General features: G+C 70.1%; 14 protein-coding genes. 5 read left to right on the top strand and 9 right to left on the bottom strand.

Annotated features, from left to right (window positions below; translation table 11 throughout):
• Positions 1 to 13: 13 nt before the first annotated feature.
• Genes J1M36_RS03700 through J1M36_RS03690 form a run of 3 tightly spaced genes read right to left on the bottom strand, consistent with a single transcriptional unit; the run spans position 14 to position 3,154 of the window.
• Positions 14 to 1,201: a P-loop NTPase gene (locus tag J1M36_RS03700; protein WP_206478678.1), complete on the bottom strand. Its 1,188-nt coding sequence runs from the start codon at positions 1,199 to 1,201 to the stop codon at positions 14 to 16.
• A complete protein-coding gene (locus J1M36_RS03695) occupies positions 1,198 to 1,863 on the bottom strand; it encodes a DUF1003 domain-containing protein (RefSeq protein WP_241246790.1) in 666 nt (221 codons plus the stop codon). Before J1M36_RS03695 ends, J1M36_RS03700 begins: the two co-directional genes overlap by 4 nt.
• Positions 1,856 to 3,154: a CBS domain-containing protein gene (locus J1M36_RS03690; protein WP_064846075.1), complete on the bottom strand. Its 1,299-nt coding sequence runs from the start codon at positions 3,152 to 3,154 to the stop codon at positions 1,856 to 1,858. Before J1M36_RS03690 ends, J1M36_RS03695 begins: the two co-directional genes overlap by 8 nt.
• 181 nt (positions 3,155 to 3,335) lie before the next feature.
• Here J1M36_RS03690 and J1M36_RS03685 point away from each other — a divergent pair, with 181 nt between their 5' ends.
• Positions 3,336 to 4,409 (top strand): general stress protein, encoded by a 1,074-nt coding sequence (locus J1M36_RS03685; RefSeq protein ID WP_206478677.1) that lies wholly within the window; start codon positions 3,336 to 3,338, stop codon positions 4,407 to 4,409.
• Between the two features lie 161 nt (positions 4,410 to 4,570).
• On the opposite strand, the gene J1M36_RS03680 is transcribed toward J1M36_RS03685, so the two are convergent.
• Entirely contained in the window at positions 4,571 to 6,178 is a 1,608-nt protein-coding gene (locus tag J1M36_RS03680; RefSeq protein WP_144997951.1) for an aminopeptidase P family protein, read from the bottom strand.
• A 199-nt stretch (positions 6,179 to 6,377) separates the two neighbouring features.
• Between J1M36_RS03680 and J1M36_RS03675 the strand changes: the two genes are divergently transcribed.
• On the top strand, positions 6,378 to 7,229 hold the full coding sequence (locus J1M36_RS03675; RefSeq protein WP_206478676.1) for a PHP domain-containing protein: 852 nt from the start codon (positions 6,378 to 6,380) through the stop codon (positions 7,227 to 7,229).
• A gap of 71 nt (positions 7,230 to 7,300) precedes the next feature.
• Here J1M36_RS03675 and J1M36_RS03670 read toward each other — a convergent pair whose 3' ends face one another.
• From J1M36_RS03670 to J1M36_RS03650, 5 genes are all read right to left on the bottom strand, one after another.
• Positions 7,301 to 8,173: a site-specific DNA-methyltransferase gene (locus tag J1M36_RS03670; protein WP_064846078.1), complete on the bottom strand. Its 873-nt coding sequence runs from the start codon at positions 8,171 to 8,173 to the stop codon at positions 7,301 to 7,303.
• Positions 8,174 to 9,796 (bottom strand): DEAD/DEAH box helicase, encoded by a 1,623-nt coding sequence (locus tag J1M36_RS03665; protein ID WP_342358281.1) that lies wholly within the window; start codon positions 9,794 to 9,796, stop codon positions 8,174 to 8,176.
• Between the two features lie 337 nt (positions 9,797 to 10,133).
• A complete protein-coding gene (locus J1M36_RS03660) occupies positions 10,134 to 10,367 on the bottom strand; it encodes a DUF3107 domain-containing protein (protein ID WP_035965329.1) in 234 nt (77 codons plus the stop codon).
• A gap of 90 nt (positions 10,368 to 10,457) precedes the next feature.
• Positions 10,458 to 11,138, bottom strand: a complete 681-nt coding sequence (locus J1M36_RS03655; protein WP_206478674.1) for a TetR/AcrR family transcriptional regulator — start codon at positions 11,136 to 11,138, stop codon at positions 10,458 to 10,460.
• Positions 11,139 to 11,177: 39 nt separating this feature from the next.
• Positions 11,178 to 12,494, bottom strand: coding sequence for a glutamyl-tRNA reductase (locus J1M36_RS03650; protein ID WP_064846081.1), 1,317 nt, complete (start codon positions 12,492 to 12,494; stop codon positions 11,178 to 11,180).
• A gap of 134 nt (positions 12,495 to 12,628) precedes the next feature.
• Here J1M36_RS03650 and hemE point away from each other — a divergent pair, with 134 nt between their 5' ends.
• The 3 genes from hemE to hemQ all read left to right on the top strand — a co-directional run bounded on the left by hemE (position 12,629) and on the right by hemQ (position 16,117).
• Entirely contained in the window at positions 12,629 to 13,798 is a 1,170-nt protein-coding gene (gene hemE, locus J1M36_RS03645) for a uroporphyrinogen decarboxylase (protein ID WP_098053937.1), read from the top strand.
• On the top strand, positions 13,795 to 15,282 hold the full coding sequence (gene hemG / locus J1M36_RS03640; RefSeq protein WP_085107679.1) for a protoporphyrinogen oxidase: 1,488 nt from the start codon (positions 13,795 to 13,797) through the stop codon (positions 15,280 to 15,282). The genes hemE and hemG overlap by 4 nt, the downstream gene beginning before the upstream one ends.
• 118 nt (positions 15,283 to 15,400) lie before the next feature.
• The gene (gene hemQ / locus J1M36_RS03635) at positions 15,401 to 16,117 is read left to right on the top strand and encodes a hydrogen peroxide-dependent heme synthase (RefSeq protein WP_064846084.1); all 717 of its coding nucleotides are present in this window, start codon (positions 15,401 to 15,403) and stop codon (positions 16,115 to 16,117) included.

Genomic DNA, 16,117 nt, shown 5'->3' with positions numbered 1-16,117 from the left:
CGAGGGAGATCGCTCAACCGCGCGGCGTGATGCCCAGATTCTTACCGGCCAGCCCGCGGCCCTGCTGATCCAGGGCGCGCGCGACGGCCCACAGCTGCTCGGCGGCGGGGGAGTTCGGCCGATCCCATACCGCGGGCACGCCGCGGTCCGAGGCCTCCCGCACGGTGACGTCCAGGGGGACGCTGCCGAGCAGGGGGACGGGGTAGCCCAGGCGCTCGGACAGCGAGCTCGCGATCGTCTCGCCACCGCCCGCTCCGAAGACTTCCATGCGCGTGCCGTCCGGCATGACCATCGCGGACATGTTCTCGACGACGCCCGTGACCTTCTGCTCGGTCTGCTCGGCGAGCGTCCCCGAACGCTGGGCCACGCTCACGGCGGCGTGCTGGGGCGTGGAGACCACGACCACGCCCGAGCGGGGCAGCAGCTGACCCACCGAGATCGCGATGTCCCCCGTGCCCGGGGGCAGGTCCAGGAGCAGGTGGTCCAGGTCCCCGAAGTGCACGTCCGTGAGGAACTGCTCCACCGCGCGGTGCAGCATGGGGCCGCGCCACGCCACGGGCTGGGCGGGATCCACGAACATCCCGATCGAGATCACCTTGAGCACCCCGCGCGAGCGGTGACCGGCCCCAGCCGCGCTGTCCTCGGGCCGGCGGTCCGCACCCTCCGGGACCTCCACGACGGGCGGCAGGATCATGTCCCCCACGCGCGTGGGTGGTTGCGCGATCCCCAGAAGACCGGGTACTGAGAAGCCGTGGATGTCCGCGTCCACGATGCCCACGGTGCGTCCCATCGCGGCCAGCGCGGCGGCGATGTTCACCGTCACGCTGGACTTTCCCACCCCGCCCTTGCCGCTCGTGATCGCGTGCACGCGGGTGAGTGAATGCGGGTCCGCGAACGGGTTGGTGCGGTGGTGCCCGAGCTTCTCCTGCAGTTCCTGGCGCTGCGCCGGGGTCATCACACCCACGTCCACGGCGACGTCGCGGACGTCTGGGAGCTCGTTCAGGGCGGCACGGAGATCCGCTTCGATCGTGGTGCGCATGGGGCACCCGGAGACCGTGAGCAGCACGGTCACGCGTGCCGTCCCGCCTTCGAGGACGGCCTCGGGGATCATCCCGAGCTCGGTCACCGGGCGGCGCAGCTCGGGGTCGATCACGCCGTCCAGGGCTGCGCGCAGTCGGGGGTCGATGGCGCTCCCGTTCACTGATGCGGTCCTTCCTGCTCGGGGTCCTCGAGCTCGATCTTCTTCGCACGCGGGGCCCTGGTGGAGCCGTCGGACTTCTTGCCCTCGGACTTCTTGGTCTTGGACTTGGTGGCCTGGGACTGCGCGGCGGCCTGACCGGCGGCGCGGCGGTCCTGGTCCTCGAGGATCTCCTCGAGCAGCCCGCGCAACTCGGAGCGGACGTAGTCGCGGGTCGCGACCTCGCGCAACGCGATGCGCAGGGACGCGATCTCCCGGGTGAGGTACTCGGTGTCCGCGAGGTTCTGTTGTCCGCGTTTACGGTCCTCCTCGGCGACCACGCGGTCACGGTCGTCCTGCCGGTTCTGCGCGAGCAGCAACAAGGGAGCGGCGTAGGAGGCCTGCAACGAGAGCATCAGTGTCAGCAGCGTGAAGTTCAACGCGCGCGGATCGAACTGCATGCTCTCGGGCGCCAGGGTGTTCCACGCCAACCACACCGTGACGAACACGGTCATCCACAGCAAGAACTGGGGCGTGCCCATCCAGCGGGCGAAGGACTCCGTGAGCCGCCCGAAGGCGTCCGGGTTGGGGCGGAAGCGGGTCAGGTACCCCGGGCGTTTCTCGCGCGGTTGGTCCAGGGGGCCGGGCGAATACTGCGAGGACGCGCTGCGCCGGGGATTACTCATACCGCTTACCCACCTTCCGGACCGGGGTTCCGTCGTCGTACGTGCGCCAGTCCTCGGGCAGCAGGGCGTCCAGGACGTCGTCGATCGTGACCGCACCCACGAGCCGGTCCTGGTCGTTGACGACCGGCAGGATCGTGAGGTCGTACGTGGCCAGTTCGCGAGCGACGTCGGCTAAGGACGCCTGGTCCGAGACGGGCTCGATGGACCGATCGATTAGGTTACCAATCGCCTCGGGCGGCGGGTAACGCAGCAGTCGCTGCGTGTGCACGAGACCCAGGTACTTACCCGTGGGGGTCTCGAGCGGCGGGCGGCACACGAGCACCGCGGATGCCGCGGCCGGGATGACCTCCTCCTGGCGGATGTGCGCGAGCGCTTCCGCCACGGTGGCCTCCGGGGGCAGCACGATGGGGACGGGCGTCATGAGCGAACCGGCCGTGCCCTCCTCGTACTCGCGCAGGCGCCGGACGTCCTCCGCGTCCTCGGGTTCCATCATGGTGATGAACCGCTCGGCCTCCGCTTCCGGCAGTTCGTTGAGCAGGTCGGTCGCGTCGTCGGGGTCCATCTCGGCGAGCAGCGTGACGGCGCGCTCGTTGTCCAGGTGGGTCAGAATGAAGACCTGGTCGTCCTCCGGCAGCTCCTCGAGCACGTCCGCGAGCCGCTCGTCCTGCAGTTCCGCCGCGATCTCGAGCTTGCGCTTGTCCGGCATGTCCCGCAGCTCGTCCGCGATGTCCGCGGCCTGGTCCTCCTCGTGCTGCGCGATCCACTGCGTGGCCGGTTGCGGCCCCGCGTTGGACGGGTCGTCCGCGTCCTCCCAGTCCACCACGAGCGTCTGATTTCGACGCCGGATCAAGCCTCCCGTGGCCTGCGACCTGCGCACGAACAACTGCGAGATGACCCAGTCACCCCGGTTGTTGCTCTTCTCCATGGCCACGTCCTCGATCGTGGCGGTCCCGGAACCGTCCAACAGCACCACGGTGCGGTCGAAGAGCTCACCCACGGCCAGCGTCTCGGCACCGCGCTGCTCGAAGCGGCGCAGGTTCACGAGCCCGGTGGAGATGATCTGCTCCGCGTCGATGCTCGTAACACGCGTCATGGGCACGAACACACGCTTCTTCCCGAGCACCTCCACCACGAGACCCACGACGAGCGGGCGGGTGCGCACCGACGGTTTGCTACCCGGGCGCAAGAGCACCACGACGTCGCGCAATCGCCCCAGGCGGTCGCCCAACGGGTCGAAGACGTCCAGGCCGATGAGTCTCGCGACGAAGATCTTGGAAAGGTTTGTGCTCACCCGCCCAGCCTAGTGAACCGTGCTGTGCGGTCCCATTCCTGGAGTGGGGGATCAGAACCCGGGCGATACCGGTTGCTGGGCACCCGATCCGGGGTGGGTTCACCGGCCGCCGTGTTCACCCGCTGCGATGATCCAGGGTTTTCCCGGCGGGCTCGTGGGTGACTACGGGACAATGGATGGCATGAGCAACTCGAAACGAGGCCCCGCCCAACTGTCCATCGCCCCGGAAATGCCCCGCGGTGAGGTGGTGGGCCGTTACCGGACCTACGCCCTGGCGCAGAAAGCCGTTGACTACATGGCGGACGAACACTTCCCCGTGGCCATGGTCTCGATCATCGGCAGCGACCTCAAGTCCGTGGAGCAGGTCACCGGTCGGCTCTCCTACCCCAAGGTCGCCCTGCAGGGTGCGCTCAACGGTCTGGTCTTCGGCGCGTTCTTCGGCCTTTTGATGTCCCTGCTGGGCGGGGCCAACATGGCTTCGTCCCTGTTGCTCACCATGATCCTCGGTGGCGCGTTCTGGATGCTCATGGCCACCATCACGTACGCCATGTCCCGCGGCAAGCGGGACTTCACCTCGACCAGCAGGATCGTGGCGGGCAGCTACGAGGTCCTCGCCGCCCCGGAGGTCGCGGGTCAGGCCCGCCAGGTGCTCAACGGCATGGAGGGCGGCCACGTGGTGGGGCAGCGCGGGCAGAACCCGGGTCAGGGGTACCGCGGTCCCGCCGGTCCGCAGGGCAACCAGTACCCCGGTGGCCCGCAGCACGGTGGACCGGCCCAGGGCGGTCCCGTCCAGGGCGGGCGGCCGGGCGCCCCGGTTCACGGTGCTCCGGTGCAGGGTGATCCCGGGGGACAGAACGCTCCCGGCGGTTCCGAGCCGCGCTACGGTGTGTTTCTCCCGGGTGCGGATCAGCAGCAGGAAGACACCAACCGCTCCGCGAAGTTCCCGGACCTCCCGGACGGACGCCCGCAGTACGGTATCCGGCTCGAACCCTCCGACACCGCCCCGGCCGGTGGACAGCCCGCACCGCAGGCCCCCGCGAACGCCGCCGCTCCGTCCCACCCCGCGGCCGACGCTCCCGCTCCCTCCACAGACGGGGCGTCATCGGGCACGATCCCCGCGAACCCGGCTCAGTCGGCCGACCGCGCGGCGCCGTGGACACAGCCGGGTACCCCCGAGGCACCGCGCGAGGGCGGGTCCACCCCGCACAACGGACAGGACACGACCCAGCGGCCGCACGGCGAGGACCAGCGCTGACCCACGGCACACGCGCAACAAAATTTCGGGCACGCCAGAGCCACAGATGGTGCCCGAAGGTGGCGCGGGAGTGACTGGGAGTTCGGCGACGTCACGCACAGAGAGTGATCCCCGGGTCCCGACATGCGGGCCCGGGGATCACTCTCTAGGTGTTCCGGGGGTTACGCCGCGGGGCCAGCGCTGGGGCCCACGTTCTCGTCCCGGTTCCAGATGCCCTGGATCCACGACTCCACGTCGTCGGGGTTGCGGGGGAGGGCCTCGGAGAGGTTCTCGTTGCCCTGCTCGGTGATCAGCACGTCGTCCTCGATGCGCACACCGATGCCGCGGTACTCCTCGGGGATCGCGAGGTCCTCGTTCTTGAAGTACAACCCGGGCTCGATCGTGAACACCATCCCCGGCTCGATCACAGCGTCCAGGTAGAGCTCACGCTTGGCCTGGGCGCAGTCGTGCACGTCCAGTCCCAGGTGGTGGCTCGTGCCGTGCGGCATCCAGCGGCGGTGGTGCTGACCGGCCTCGGACAGGGAGACCTCCGCGGACACCGGCAACAGCCCCCATTCCTCAAGCCGCTGGGCGAGCACCTTCATGGCCGCGGCGTGGAGGTCCCGGAACTTGTTACCGGGAACGGCGACGTCGAACGCGGCGTCCGCGGCGTCGAGCACGGCCTGGTAGATCCGGCGCTGCACGTCCGTGTAGCTGCCGGTCACGGGCAGGGTGCGGGTGAGGTCCGCGGTGTAGAGCGACTCGGCCTCCACACCCGCGTCCACGAGGATCAACTCGCCCGGCTTGACCGAGCCGTTGTTGCGGATCCAGTGCAGCACGGTCGCGTTGTTCCCGGACGCCGCGATGGTGTCGTAGCCGAGGTCGTTGCCCTCGAGGCGGGCGCGGGAGAAGAACGCGCCCTCGACTACGCGCTCGCCGCGTTCACCGCCGATCGCGCGCGGCAGCACGGAGACGATGTCCTCGAAACCGCGGATCGTGGCCGCCACGGCCTCGCGCAACTGCCCGATCTCGTACTCGTCCTTGATGAGCCGCAGCTCGCTCAGGGCCTCGGCCAGGGTCGCGTCCTTGGTGTCCGACTGCTCGAGGTCCACGCCCGTGTTGATCCGGGATGTGTCAACGAGCGCGTCCATGTTCAGGTCCACGTCCCGCACCAAACGAATGCTGAGACCACCCAGGGCGGTGTTGCCTGCGTCCTTGGTGACCGCGGTCTCCAGAGCGGAGAGGTCCTCGGTGGGCAGCGCGAACTCGTCACGCAATTGCGCCAGCGTGGGGCGGGGCCCCACCCAGAACTCACCGTTCTTGGCATCCGCGTAGAACTCCGCGGAGTCCCGCCCGGCCATGGGGTGGAAGTACAGGGTGGAGGTGTGGTCGCTGCCGTCGTCCCCCTGACCCTGCTCGGTGGGTTCCATGACCAGCACGGCCTCGGGCTCGTGGTCCACTCCCATGCCCGTGAGGTGCGCGAACGCGGAGTGCGGGCGGAAGCGATAGTCGGTGTCGTTCGAGCGCACCTTGGGGGCGCCCGCGGGGATCACGAGGCGCTCGCCGGGGAACATCCGGGAGAGCCGGGCACGGCGCTGAGCGGCGAACTCCGCGACCTCGGCGCGCGGCGTCGTCGTGTGCTCCGGAGCGGCCCAACCCGAGGCCATGAACTCGCGGAACTCCGCGTTGTCGGGGCGCTGCGAGCGGTTGTCCACCCGCTCGTCCATGGGCTGCGCGGCGTCCTCGCTCGCGTGATGGGAAGCGGTGGGGTGTGCTGAGCCTTGGCTCATGGACGCGGTCATCTCCTTCGGGGCGCGGGCTCCCGCGCGGGTCGCGATGCTGGCGGAATGTTCTCGTCCATGGTGCCACGCCGGTCAACCCTGGCCCGTGGGCAGCGACGACCGGGCGATCGGTAGCGATGGCTCGGCCTCGTCCGATCGGCGCGTATCGCGGGCCGACCCACCGCGGTCCGCGGGTATCGTGGAGGTGATGAGAATCGACCTGCACACCCACTCCAACGCGTCGGACGGCACGGAGTCCCCGGCGGACGTGGCCCGCGCGGCACACCGGGCCGGGCTCAACGTCTTCGCGCTCACCGATCACGACACCACCGCGGGGTGGCAGGAGGCGGGGGACACCGCCGTGTCCCTGGGGGTCGCGTTCGTACCCGGCATGGAGATCACGTGCACCACCGCGGACGGTATCTCGGTGCACATGCTCAGCTATCTGCACGGCCCGGACCACGCACCGCTGCTGGACGCGATCGAGGAGTCCCGGCGCAGCCGACTCTCCCGCGCGCACAAGATGGTGGACCTGCTCGCGCAGGACTACCCGATCAGCTGGGACGACGTCATGGCCCACGTGAGTCCCGAGGCCACGGTGGGCCGCCCACACATCGCGGACGCCCTGGTGGAGCTGGGCGTCGTCCCAAACCGCTCTGCCGCGTTCTCGGACATGCTCTCCGGGCGATCTAAGTACTACGTGCGGCACATGGCCCTGGACCCGGTGCAGGCCATCAAACTCGTGCGCGCGGCGGGCGGGGTCCCGGTGTGCGCCCACCCCATGGCCCCGTTGCGCGGTCGCGTGGCCACCCCGGCCGATTTCAACGCGATGATCGACGCCGGTCTGGCCGGCGTGGAAGTCGCCCACCGGGACAACCCGGACGAGTCCCGCGCGGTGCTCATGAAGCTCGCCGCGGACCACGATCTCATCGTCACGGGATCCAGCGACTACCACGGCGCGGGCAAGCCCAATCGGTTGGGGGAGAACTCCACGTCAGTGCGTTCGCTCACGAGGATTTGCGAACAGGCCACCTCCGGGGTGGAGGTCCGCTGGCCGTGAGGCCGGGGCGCACGGCACGGTCCTGACGACGTTTCGAAGAACAGTCGGGATGCAGCGGCTCGTGAACCGGATCAGGACGCGCTGAACACCGCCGTATCCGGCAGGCGCCGACGCATGACGTCCACGGCCTCGGGGTTGGAGTCCACGCACACGAACTTCCGGCCCAGTTGCTCGCTGACCGCGCCCGTGGTCCCCGAGCCTGCGAAGAAGTCCAGCACCCAGTCCCCGGGACGCGAGGACGCCGTGACGATCCGGCGCAACACCCCGGCGGGTTTCTGCGTGGGATAACCGGTCTTTTCCTTGCCCGTGGGGGAGACGATCGTGTGCCACCACACGTCCGTGGGCAGCTTGCCGCGCGCGGCTTTGACGGGACCCACGAGCCCCGGGGCCATGTACGGCTCCCGGTCCACGTCCGCGGAGTTGAAGTGGTAGGCGGTCGGATCCTTGACGTAGACCAGGATCGTGTCGTGCTTGGCCGGCCATCGCTTGGCGGTGCGTCCGCCGAAGTCGTAGGCCCAGATGATCTCGTTGAGGAAGCACCGGCGGCCGAACAGCGCGTCCAGCAGCACCTTGACGTAGTGCACCTCGCGGTAGTCCAGGTGCACGTACAGCGTCCCGTGCGTGGCCAGCACGCGCCGGGCATGCATCAGCCGGGGTTCCAGGAAGCCCAGGTAGTCCGCGAACGAGTCCTCGTAGCGCAGCAACGAGCCCATGATCGTTTCGTAGGAACGCCCCGCGAAGCCCACGCGATCGCCCTCGCCCGCGGCCGCGGGGACGGAGCGAGTGGTGCGGCGCACCTGGTCCCTGCCCGTGTTGAACGGGGGGTCCAGGTACACCAGGGAGAACGCCTCGTCCGGCAGCCCCTCCAGCACGTTGAGGTTCTCACCGTGCACGATCGCGCTGGTGCCCTCCGCATCGAATGCGAAGGGCTCCCACTGCGCCATCTACTCTCCCGCTGCAGAGGACTGCTGCGCCTGCTGACCGCCCTGGGCAGCCTTGTTCTGCCCCGAGGAACGACGACGCCGTCGGCGCCGCTTGGTGCCCTCGCCCGTGTCCTCCACGGAGGTCTCCCGGGAACGCTCGCCCTGCTCGGAGCGGGGCCGCTGGTTCTCCGCCTGGGAGCGCCCCGCGGAGCCGCTGCGGGGGTCGGAACCGCCCGAGCGGCGTCGTGCGCCGGAGCCGTTGCGGCCACCGGAACCACCGCGACCGCCGCGGCCCGAACGCTTCTCGGAGTGCTGCGGCCTGCCGTCACCGAGGTCCTCGAGCTCCTCGGCGTCGAGGCCCTCGAGCGTGCGCTGCGACTTGGGCAGCTTGCCCTTGACGCCGCGCGGGATGTTCAGGTCCGTGTAGAGGTGATCGGAGGACGAGTAGGTCTCCACGGGTTCGGGCACGCCCAGCTCCAGGGCATTGTCGATCAGGCGCCAGCGGGGGACGTCGTCCCAGTCCACGAACGTGATGGCCGTGCCCTTGTTGCCCGCGCGCCCGGTGCGCCCGGTGCGGTGCAGGTAGGTCTTCTCGTCCTCGGGGCACTGGAAGTTGATCACGTGGGTGACGTCCTCAACGTCGATCCCTCGCGCGGCGACGTCCGTGGCCACAAGCACGTCCACCTTGCCGTGACGGAACGCGCGCAGCGCCTGCTCGCGGGCGCCCTGGCCCAGGTCGCCGTGCAGGGGAGCGGCGGCGAAACCGCGGTGGATGAGCTCGTCCGCGAGCTTGGCGGCCGCGCGTTTGGTACGCGTGAAGATGATGGTCCGTCCCCGGCCCTCGGCCTGCAGGATGCGCGCGACGACCTCGTCCTTGTCCAGGTGGTGGGCACGGTAGATGACCTGACGGATGTCCTTCTTGGTGCTGCCCTCGTCCGGGGCGGCCGCACGGATGTGCATGGGCCGGGTCATGTACCGCCGTGCCATGGCCACCACGGGGCCGGGCATGGTCGCGGAGAACAGCATGGTTTGGCGCACCTGCGGAACCGTGGCCAGCAGCTTCTCCACGTCCGGGAGGAAGCCCAGGTCCAGCATCTCGTCCGCCTCGTCCAGCACGACCATGCGCACGTGGCTCAGGTCCAGGAAGTGCTGGCGGTTGAGGTCGATCAGGCGCCCGGGGGTGCCCACGACGACCTCCACGCCCTTTTCGAGCTCGGCGATCTGCGACTCGTAGGGGCGGCCACCGTAGATCGTGGCCACGCGGGCGTTGCGGGTCTTGGCGGCGATCGCGAGGTCGCTGCCCACCTGGACCGCGAGCTCACGCGTGGGGACCACGATCAATGCCTGGGGGGCGCCGGGCTTCTTCAACTGGGCCCAGCCGTCGTCGTCACGGCCTACGGCACGCTGCAGTGCGGGGATGCCGAAACCGAGGGTCTTGCCGGTACCGGTCTTGGCCTGACCGATGATGTCCTGGCCGGACAGTGCGATGGGCAGCGTCATGGCCTGGATGGGGAACGGGGAGGTGATGCCGTGCTCGGCGAGCGCGTCCACGATGTCCTGGCGGACGCCGAAGTCCGCGAACGAGGACTCGGTCACGGGTTCGGCGGTGTCGACCGCCTGGGTCCCGGCCTCGTCCGGCTCGATGATGTCGTGTTCGGGTGTTGCAGTGATATCGGTCACGAATGTCCTTCACGGGTCGGCGCGGGGCACCACACCGGATCATCGGCCGGGCCGTCCCGGAGGACGGAGCGGCACGAAGCGGGGGCCGCCGCGCTGTGAGAGGAAGCCGATCGTGAAACGCACCCCGCCCGGGCGCTCAGCGGAAGGCGCGGGACCTTCCGGGCGCGGGCCGAAGCCGGGTAACAAGTGAACGTGACGGTCTCATGGGACGACCGGTCATCCTGATAAACACCTCCAGTGTACCCGCAAAACGGTGAGGCCCCCGGACGCGGTGGTCCGGGGGCCTCACGGCGTGGGCGGTTCAGCCGAGGGGCAGGGGGGTGAAACCCACCTTTCGCTTGGTCTCCTGGCCGGTCTCCACGTAGCCGATGCTCGCGGAGGGGACCACGGTGGTGGAACCCTTGGTGTCCTGCAGCACGAGCGGTGCGCCGGAGCTCAGCGCCTCCGTGACCTTGGTCTGCACCTCGTCCGCGGAGAGGTCGGCGTTGACCACGAGCTCGCGGGCCACGTTCTGAATCCCGATCTTGATTTCCATGAGTACCTCCTGCGGCGTCACCGGCCCACGGTGATCACGGGCCGGACCATGTCTTCCAGGTGCCGCGCACCCCGGTGAGGGGCGGGCGCGTCAGCCTCGGTCGTTGCCGATCAGTTTAGGAGCAGGTTCCCGGCGCTCCTCGTCGAGCGTCCTGATTCCGCCCCAGGCTAAACGGAAAATCCGGTCCTGGACCTCTTCGCGTGTGCCCGCTTCCGGGTGGCGGGTCCAGAACACAGCGGAGGTCTGGACCAGGTGCACGAGGCCCCGGGACAGCATGATGGCCTGGGCCGGTGGCATGCCCGCTTTGGGTCCGAGCACCGCGGCCACGGCCACGGCAATCCCCTGGTAGAACTCGTCCAGTTGCGCCGCGACCTCGGGGAAGGACATGAGGTCCGCGCTGAACACGAGCCGATGGGCCTCCGGCCGGCTGTTCACGAACTCGAAGTGGGTGTCGATCACGTTCTGCACCCGCGCCTTGTTGGTCTCGGCGCTGGCCAGGGACCGCTCGAGCTTCTCGGACAGTTCCGCGAGCGTGAACTGCACGAGCGCCAGGAACAGGTCCCGCTTACCCGGGAAGTGCTGGTAGAGCACCGGTTTGGAGACCCCGGCCGCGGCGGCGATCTCGTCCATGGAGGTCGAGTGGTAGCCGCCTTCGGAGAACACCCGCAGTGCCGTGCTCAATAGCTGCTCCCGCCGCTGGTCCCGGGTCATGCGAGGGGCCCGCGTGTGGCCGGTGGGCGCGGGCGCGTCGCGTGCATCGGGAGCGTTCATGGGGTCCTCCTCTGTGACGGGCCCTCGCCCGTCGTGGCTTCAACCGGCCGCGCGGGGACGCGGGGTGTCTGAGGGGGATCGTTCAGCGAGGGGATCCTGATCCGCGGGGAGGGTCTGCGGTGGTGCGACCTCCAGACCGAACAGCGCTTCCAATCCGGAAATGTATTCGTCCGCGCGGCCCTCCGCGGCGAGCTGACGGGCACGGACGGTGGGGATGTGCAGCAGTGAGCGGACCATGCGGCGCATGGCCATCTCGATCTGTTCCTCCGCGCCGGTGCAGCCGTGGTGGGCACGGACCTTCTCGAGTTCGGTGTCCAGCACGGCCATGGTGTGCTTGCGCAGCGCCACGATGGCCTGGTCCATGGTGCGGGCGTTCTGGGCTGCCGCGAAGCCCTGGGCGGCCTCGTCCACGATCTCGCGCGCCGCGCTCACGGACTCGCGGGTCTCCTCGGGTGCGGCCACGCGCACCGATTCCAGGGTGATCAGCTCCACGTCCGGCAGGTCCGCGACGGCGGGGTCGAAGTCCCGCGCCAGCGCGAGGTCGATCACGGTGCGCGGTCCGCTCGGGAAGGCGGACGCCGGTATGGGGGCGGAGCCGCCCGAGCAGCCGATCACGACGTCCGCGCGGCGCAGTGCCGCCGGCAGCTCGACCTCCGTGACGGGGGAGCCGCCGCGTTGGTCCGTGAACTGCTGGGCGCGTCCGGAACCGGAGTAGACCTCGATGTCCGCGCAGCCGCGGTCGCGCAGCGCGGCCATGGTGGCGCCGGCGTACGCGCCGGTGCCGAAGATCAGGGCGTGCCGGTTGGGCCAGCTGCCGCGGGTGATGTCGTCGGCGAGGTCCAGGGCCACGGACACGATGGAGCGTCCCCGCTCACCGAGGCCGGTGCGGGCCCCGACCTCACGTGCGGTGCGGGCGGCGGCCTCGAATAACTGCACGAGGTGTCCCGAAGCGGTGCCGGACTGGCGGGCCTGGTTCAGCGCGCGGCGGACCTGTCCGGTGATCTCACGCTCGCCCACCACGGCGGACTCCAGACCGGAGACCACGGTGAACAGGTGTTGCGGGACCTCGGTGCCGTGGTAGGTGTCCATGGTCTCCAGGACGAAGCGTTCGTCCAGCCCCGCGCGCTCAGCCACGCGTTCGGCGAGCTGCTGCTGGGCCAGGGCGACGTCGCGGGTCCCGTCCTCGGGCAGCTCAGCGTAGAGTTCGAGCCGGTTGCACGTGGATAGCGTGATGGCCCCCGAGAGCGCGCCCTGGGACACGGCCTCCTCGGCCACCCCGAGAGCCCCCGTGCTCAACCGTGCGACGGTGTTGAGGTCGACGGAACGGTGCGATGCGACAAGACAGAAAAGAACCACAATCCGGCCATCCTAGACGAATTCATCCTGGCTCGCTCAGCATAACCACTGGGCGCACCCGGCGCAGAGATTGTGTTCCCGGCGGACACTACGTCATCAAAACCGGCGGGCTCCTTTGGCACAATGGGGCCATTATGGCTTCCCAGAATGATCGCACCGTAGAATCCCGCCGCGCCGAGTCCCCCCATGATCCCGCCGCGGCCACGGAGCCGGGCGGCGATCACGCGTGGGAGCAGCGCATCGCCGCGCTGCCCACCGAGCACCCGCTGCGCTCGGCGGGTGTGGCCGACTCCCCCCTGATCAGTACCCTGCGGGGGCTCCCCGCCGCGCACACGCCCGTGTGGTTCATGCGTCAGGCGGGTCGCTCGCTGCCCGAGTACCGCGCCGCCCGGGAGGGCACGGGGATGCTCGAGGCGTGCCTGACCCCGGACCTCGCCGCGGAGATCACCCTGCAGCCGGTGCGCCGGCACGGCGTGGACGCGGCCATCTTCTTCTCCGACATCGTGGTGCCCATGAAGCTCGCCTCGGTGGCCGTGGACATCGTGGCCGGGCGCGGCCCGGTGCTCGACCACCCCGTGCGCACCGCCGCGGACGTCACCGCGCTGCCCGAACTGCCGGACTCGGCGTTGGACCCGATCCGCGAGGCCGTGGCGCGCACGGTCGCCGAGCTCGGGGACACCCCGCTGATCGGTTTCGCGGGCGCGCCGTTCACGATCGCCGCATACGCCGTGGAGGGCGGGCCCTCGCGCGACCACTTGCGCCCGCGCACCATGATGCACGCGGATCCCGCGTCCTGGACCGCTCTGGCCGAGTGGGCCGCGCGCACCTCCGGAGCGTTCCTGCGCGCCCAAGTGGAAGCGGGGGCCTCGGCCGTGCAGTTGTTCGACTCGTGGGCGGGCTCCCTATCGCTCGCCGACTACGAGGCGCACGTCCAGCGCCACTCCGCGGACGCGCTCGCCGCCGTGGCGGACCTGGGGGTACCGCGGATCCATTTCGGCACGGGTACGGGCGAGCTGTTGGCCGCCATGCGGGACGCGGGAGCGGACGCCGTGGGTGTGGATTACCGCATCCCGTTGGACGTCGCATCGCAGCGTCTGGGTGGGCGCACCGTGGTGCAGGGCAACATCGATCCCGCGCTGCTCGCCGCCCCGCGGGAGGTGCTACACGAGCACGCCCGCGACGTTCTGCGCCGCGGTCGCAGCGCCCCCGGTCACGTGGTCAACCTGGGCCACGGCGTGCCGCCGGAGACGGACCCGGACGTGCTGAGCGAACTGGTGACCTTCATCCACAAGGAGACTCGGTGACAACTTCCCCCGGTGCCCAGCGGCGCACCGCGCCACGGCGTCCTCGCACGGCTCTCGTGGTGGGCGGCGGCGTCGCCGGGTTGACGGCCGCCCGTGACCTGGCGCGCGCCGGTCTGCGCGTGACCCTGGTCGAGGCCTCGGACCACTTCGGCGGCGCCGTGGGTGCCCACGAGGTGGCGGGACTCGTCCTGGACTCCGGCGCGGAATCCTTCGCCACACGCTCGGACGCCGTACCCGATCTGCTCGAGGAACTCGGGCTCTCCGACCGCGTGGTCACCCCCCATCCCGCGGGCTCCTGGTTGCAACTCCCTGAGGGTGCGGTGCCCGCACCCAAGTCCGGGGTGCTCGGGATCCCCGCGGACCCCACCGCACCGGAGCTGCGCAAGCCCCTGGGCCGGGCGGGCGTGGCCCGTGCGCGCATGGACAGGGCGTTGCCGGCCCGCGTGGGCGCGGGGGAGCGTTCCATCGGCGGTCTCGTGCGTGCCCGCATGGGCCAGCGCGTGCTGGACCGGTTGGTCACCCCGTTCGTCTCCGGGGTCTACTCGACCCACCCGGACGAACTCGACGTCGACGCCGTGGCCCCCGGTTTGCGCGCCCGCTTGCGCGAACTCGGCAGCCTGGGCGCGGCCGCGGGTGCACTGCGCACAGCGAGCCCCGCGGGTGCGAACGTGGCCGGTCTCGACGGCGGGATGAACCTGCTCAGCGAACGGCTCGTGCGGGACGCGGAGCGGTTGGGCGTCAAGCTCGTGACCCGCTACGACGTCATCGCCCTGGACCGCGACCCGCGCAGGCCCGGGTGGATGGTGATCCAGCGCCAACCCGTGAACGGGGACAAGACGGCCGTGGCCCGCGGGGAACTGCTCGTGATGGCCACGGACGGACCCACCACGGTGCGCTTGCTCGGCACGCAGGTCAGCGACGTCCAGAACTTCACGCCTCGCTCGGGGCCCCGGATCGCGCTCGCCACCCTCGTGCTGGATTGCCCCGCCCTGGACAGTGCACCCCGCGGTACCGGTCTGCTCGTGAGCGACGACGTGCGCGAGGTGCGCGCCAAGGCCCTGACCCACGCCACGGCCAAGTGGAAGTGGGTGGCTCGCGAGGCCGGGGAGCACCGCCACGTGGTGCGGTTATCCTACGGCCGGGCCACCCCGCGTGGATCGGGCCCCTCCCCGGAGGTCACGCTCGAGGACAAGCACCTCATCTCGCTCGCCCTCGGGGACGCGAGCACGCTGCTGGGCGTACCGATCGAACCGGAACAGCTCGTGGGCGCGGACGTCGTGCGGTGGCACACCGCCCTGCCGCGCACGGACGCGGGTCACAGCGCCCGCGTCACGGGGTTCCGCCGGGCGCTCAAGGACGTCCCGGACGCCGCGGCCGTGGGGGCGTGGCTGTCCGGCACGGGACTCGCGGCGGTCGTCGCCGACACCCGCCACCAGGTCAGGACCCTGCTCAAGCACCACGGGTTCGACGTGACCCCGAACTGAGGGACCGCCGCGCGCGGGACCGAGCCGTGCGACGTCGTCCGCGCAGCCCGGGCAGTGCTGCGCGGGACGAGAACCATCGAACGTGAACAGAACGAGAAGTCGAAAGGGAGCACACACGATGAGTGAGCACGCAACCGAGGCACGCCAGGACGCGGCACAGGCCGGCGGGGACACGCTGTACTGGGCCGGTTACACGGTGTTCGAGCGGACGGGTGAGCGCCCGCGGGACGCGGACTCGCAGGCCAACCGCAGCGCGTTCGACGAGCTCGTGAAGGACCTCGAGGGTCGGGGCGTCACCGTGCGCGGCGTGTACGACGTCTCCGGGATGCGCGAGAGCGCCGATCTGATGCTGTGGCTCACGGGCAAGGAACCGGACGCCCTGCAGGCCGCGATCCGGCAACTGCGCCGTCAGCCGCTGCTCGCGGGCACCCGGCAATCCTGGAACGCCATGGGTGTGCACCGCGAGGCGGAGTTCACGTCCAACCACTCGCCGGCGTTCGCGCGCGGTGCGGAAGCCAAGGACTGGGTGTGTGTGTACCCGTTCGTGCGCTCCTACGAGTGGTACTACATGAACCCGCAGCGCCGCGGTGAGATGCTCAAGAACCACGGCATGAAGGCCCGTGAGTACCCGCAGGTGCTCGCCAACACGATCGCGTGCTTCGGGCTCAACGACTTCGAGTGGTTGCTCGCGCTCGAGGCCCCCGAGCTCGTGGACCTGGTGGACATCATGCGCCACTTCCGCAACACCGAGGCACGCCTGCACGTGCGCGAGGAGACCCCGTTCTACACGGGGCGCCGGATCACCACCCACGAGATTGCCGAGGTGCTTGACTGA

This window comes from Kocuria sp. KRD140, from assembly GCF_017168375.1.
Lineage (GTDB): Bacteria > Actinomycetota > Actinomycetes > Actinomycetales > Micrococcaceae > Kocuria > Kocuria marina.
The sequence above is the reverse complement of the archived record's forward strand: the minus strand, read 5'-3'. Positions and strand labels throughout refer to the sequence as shown.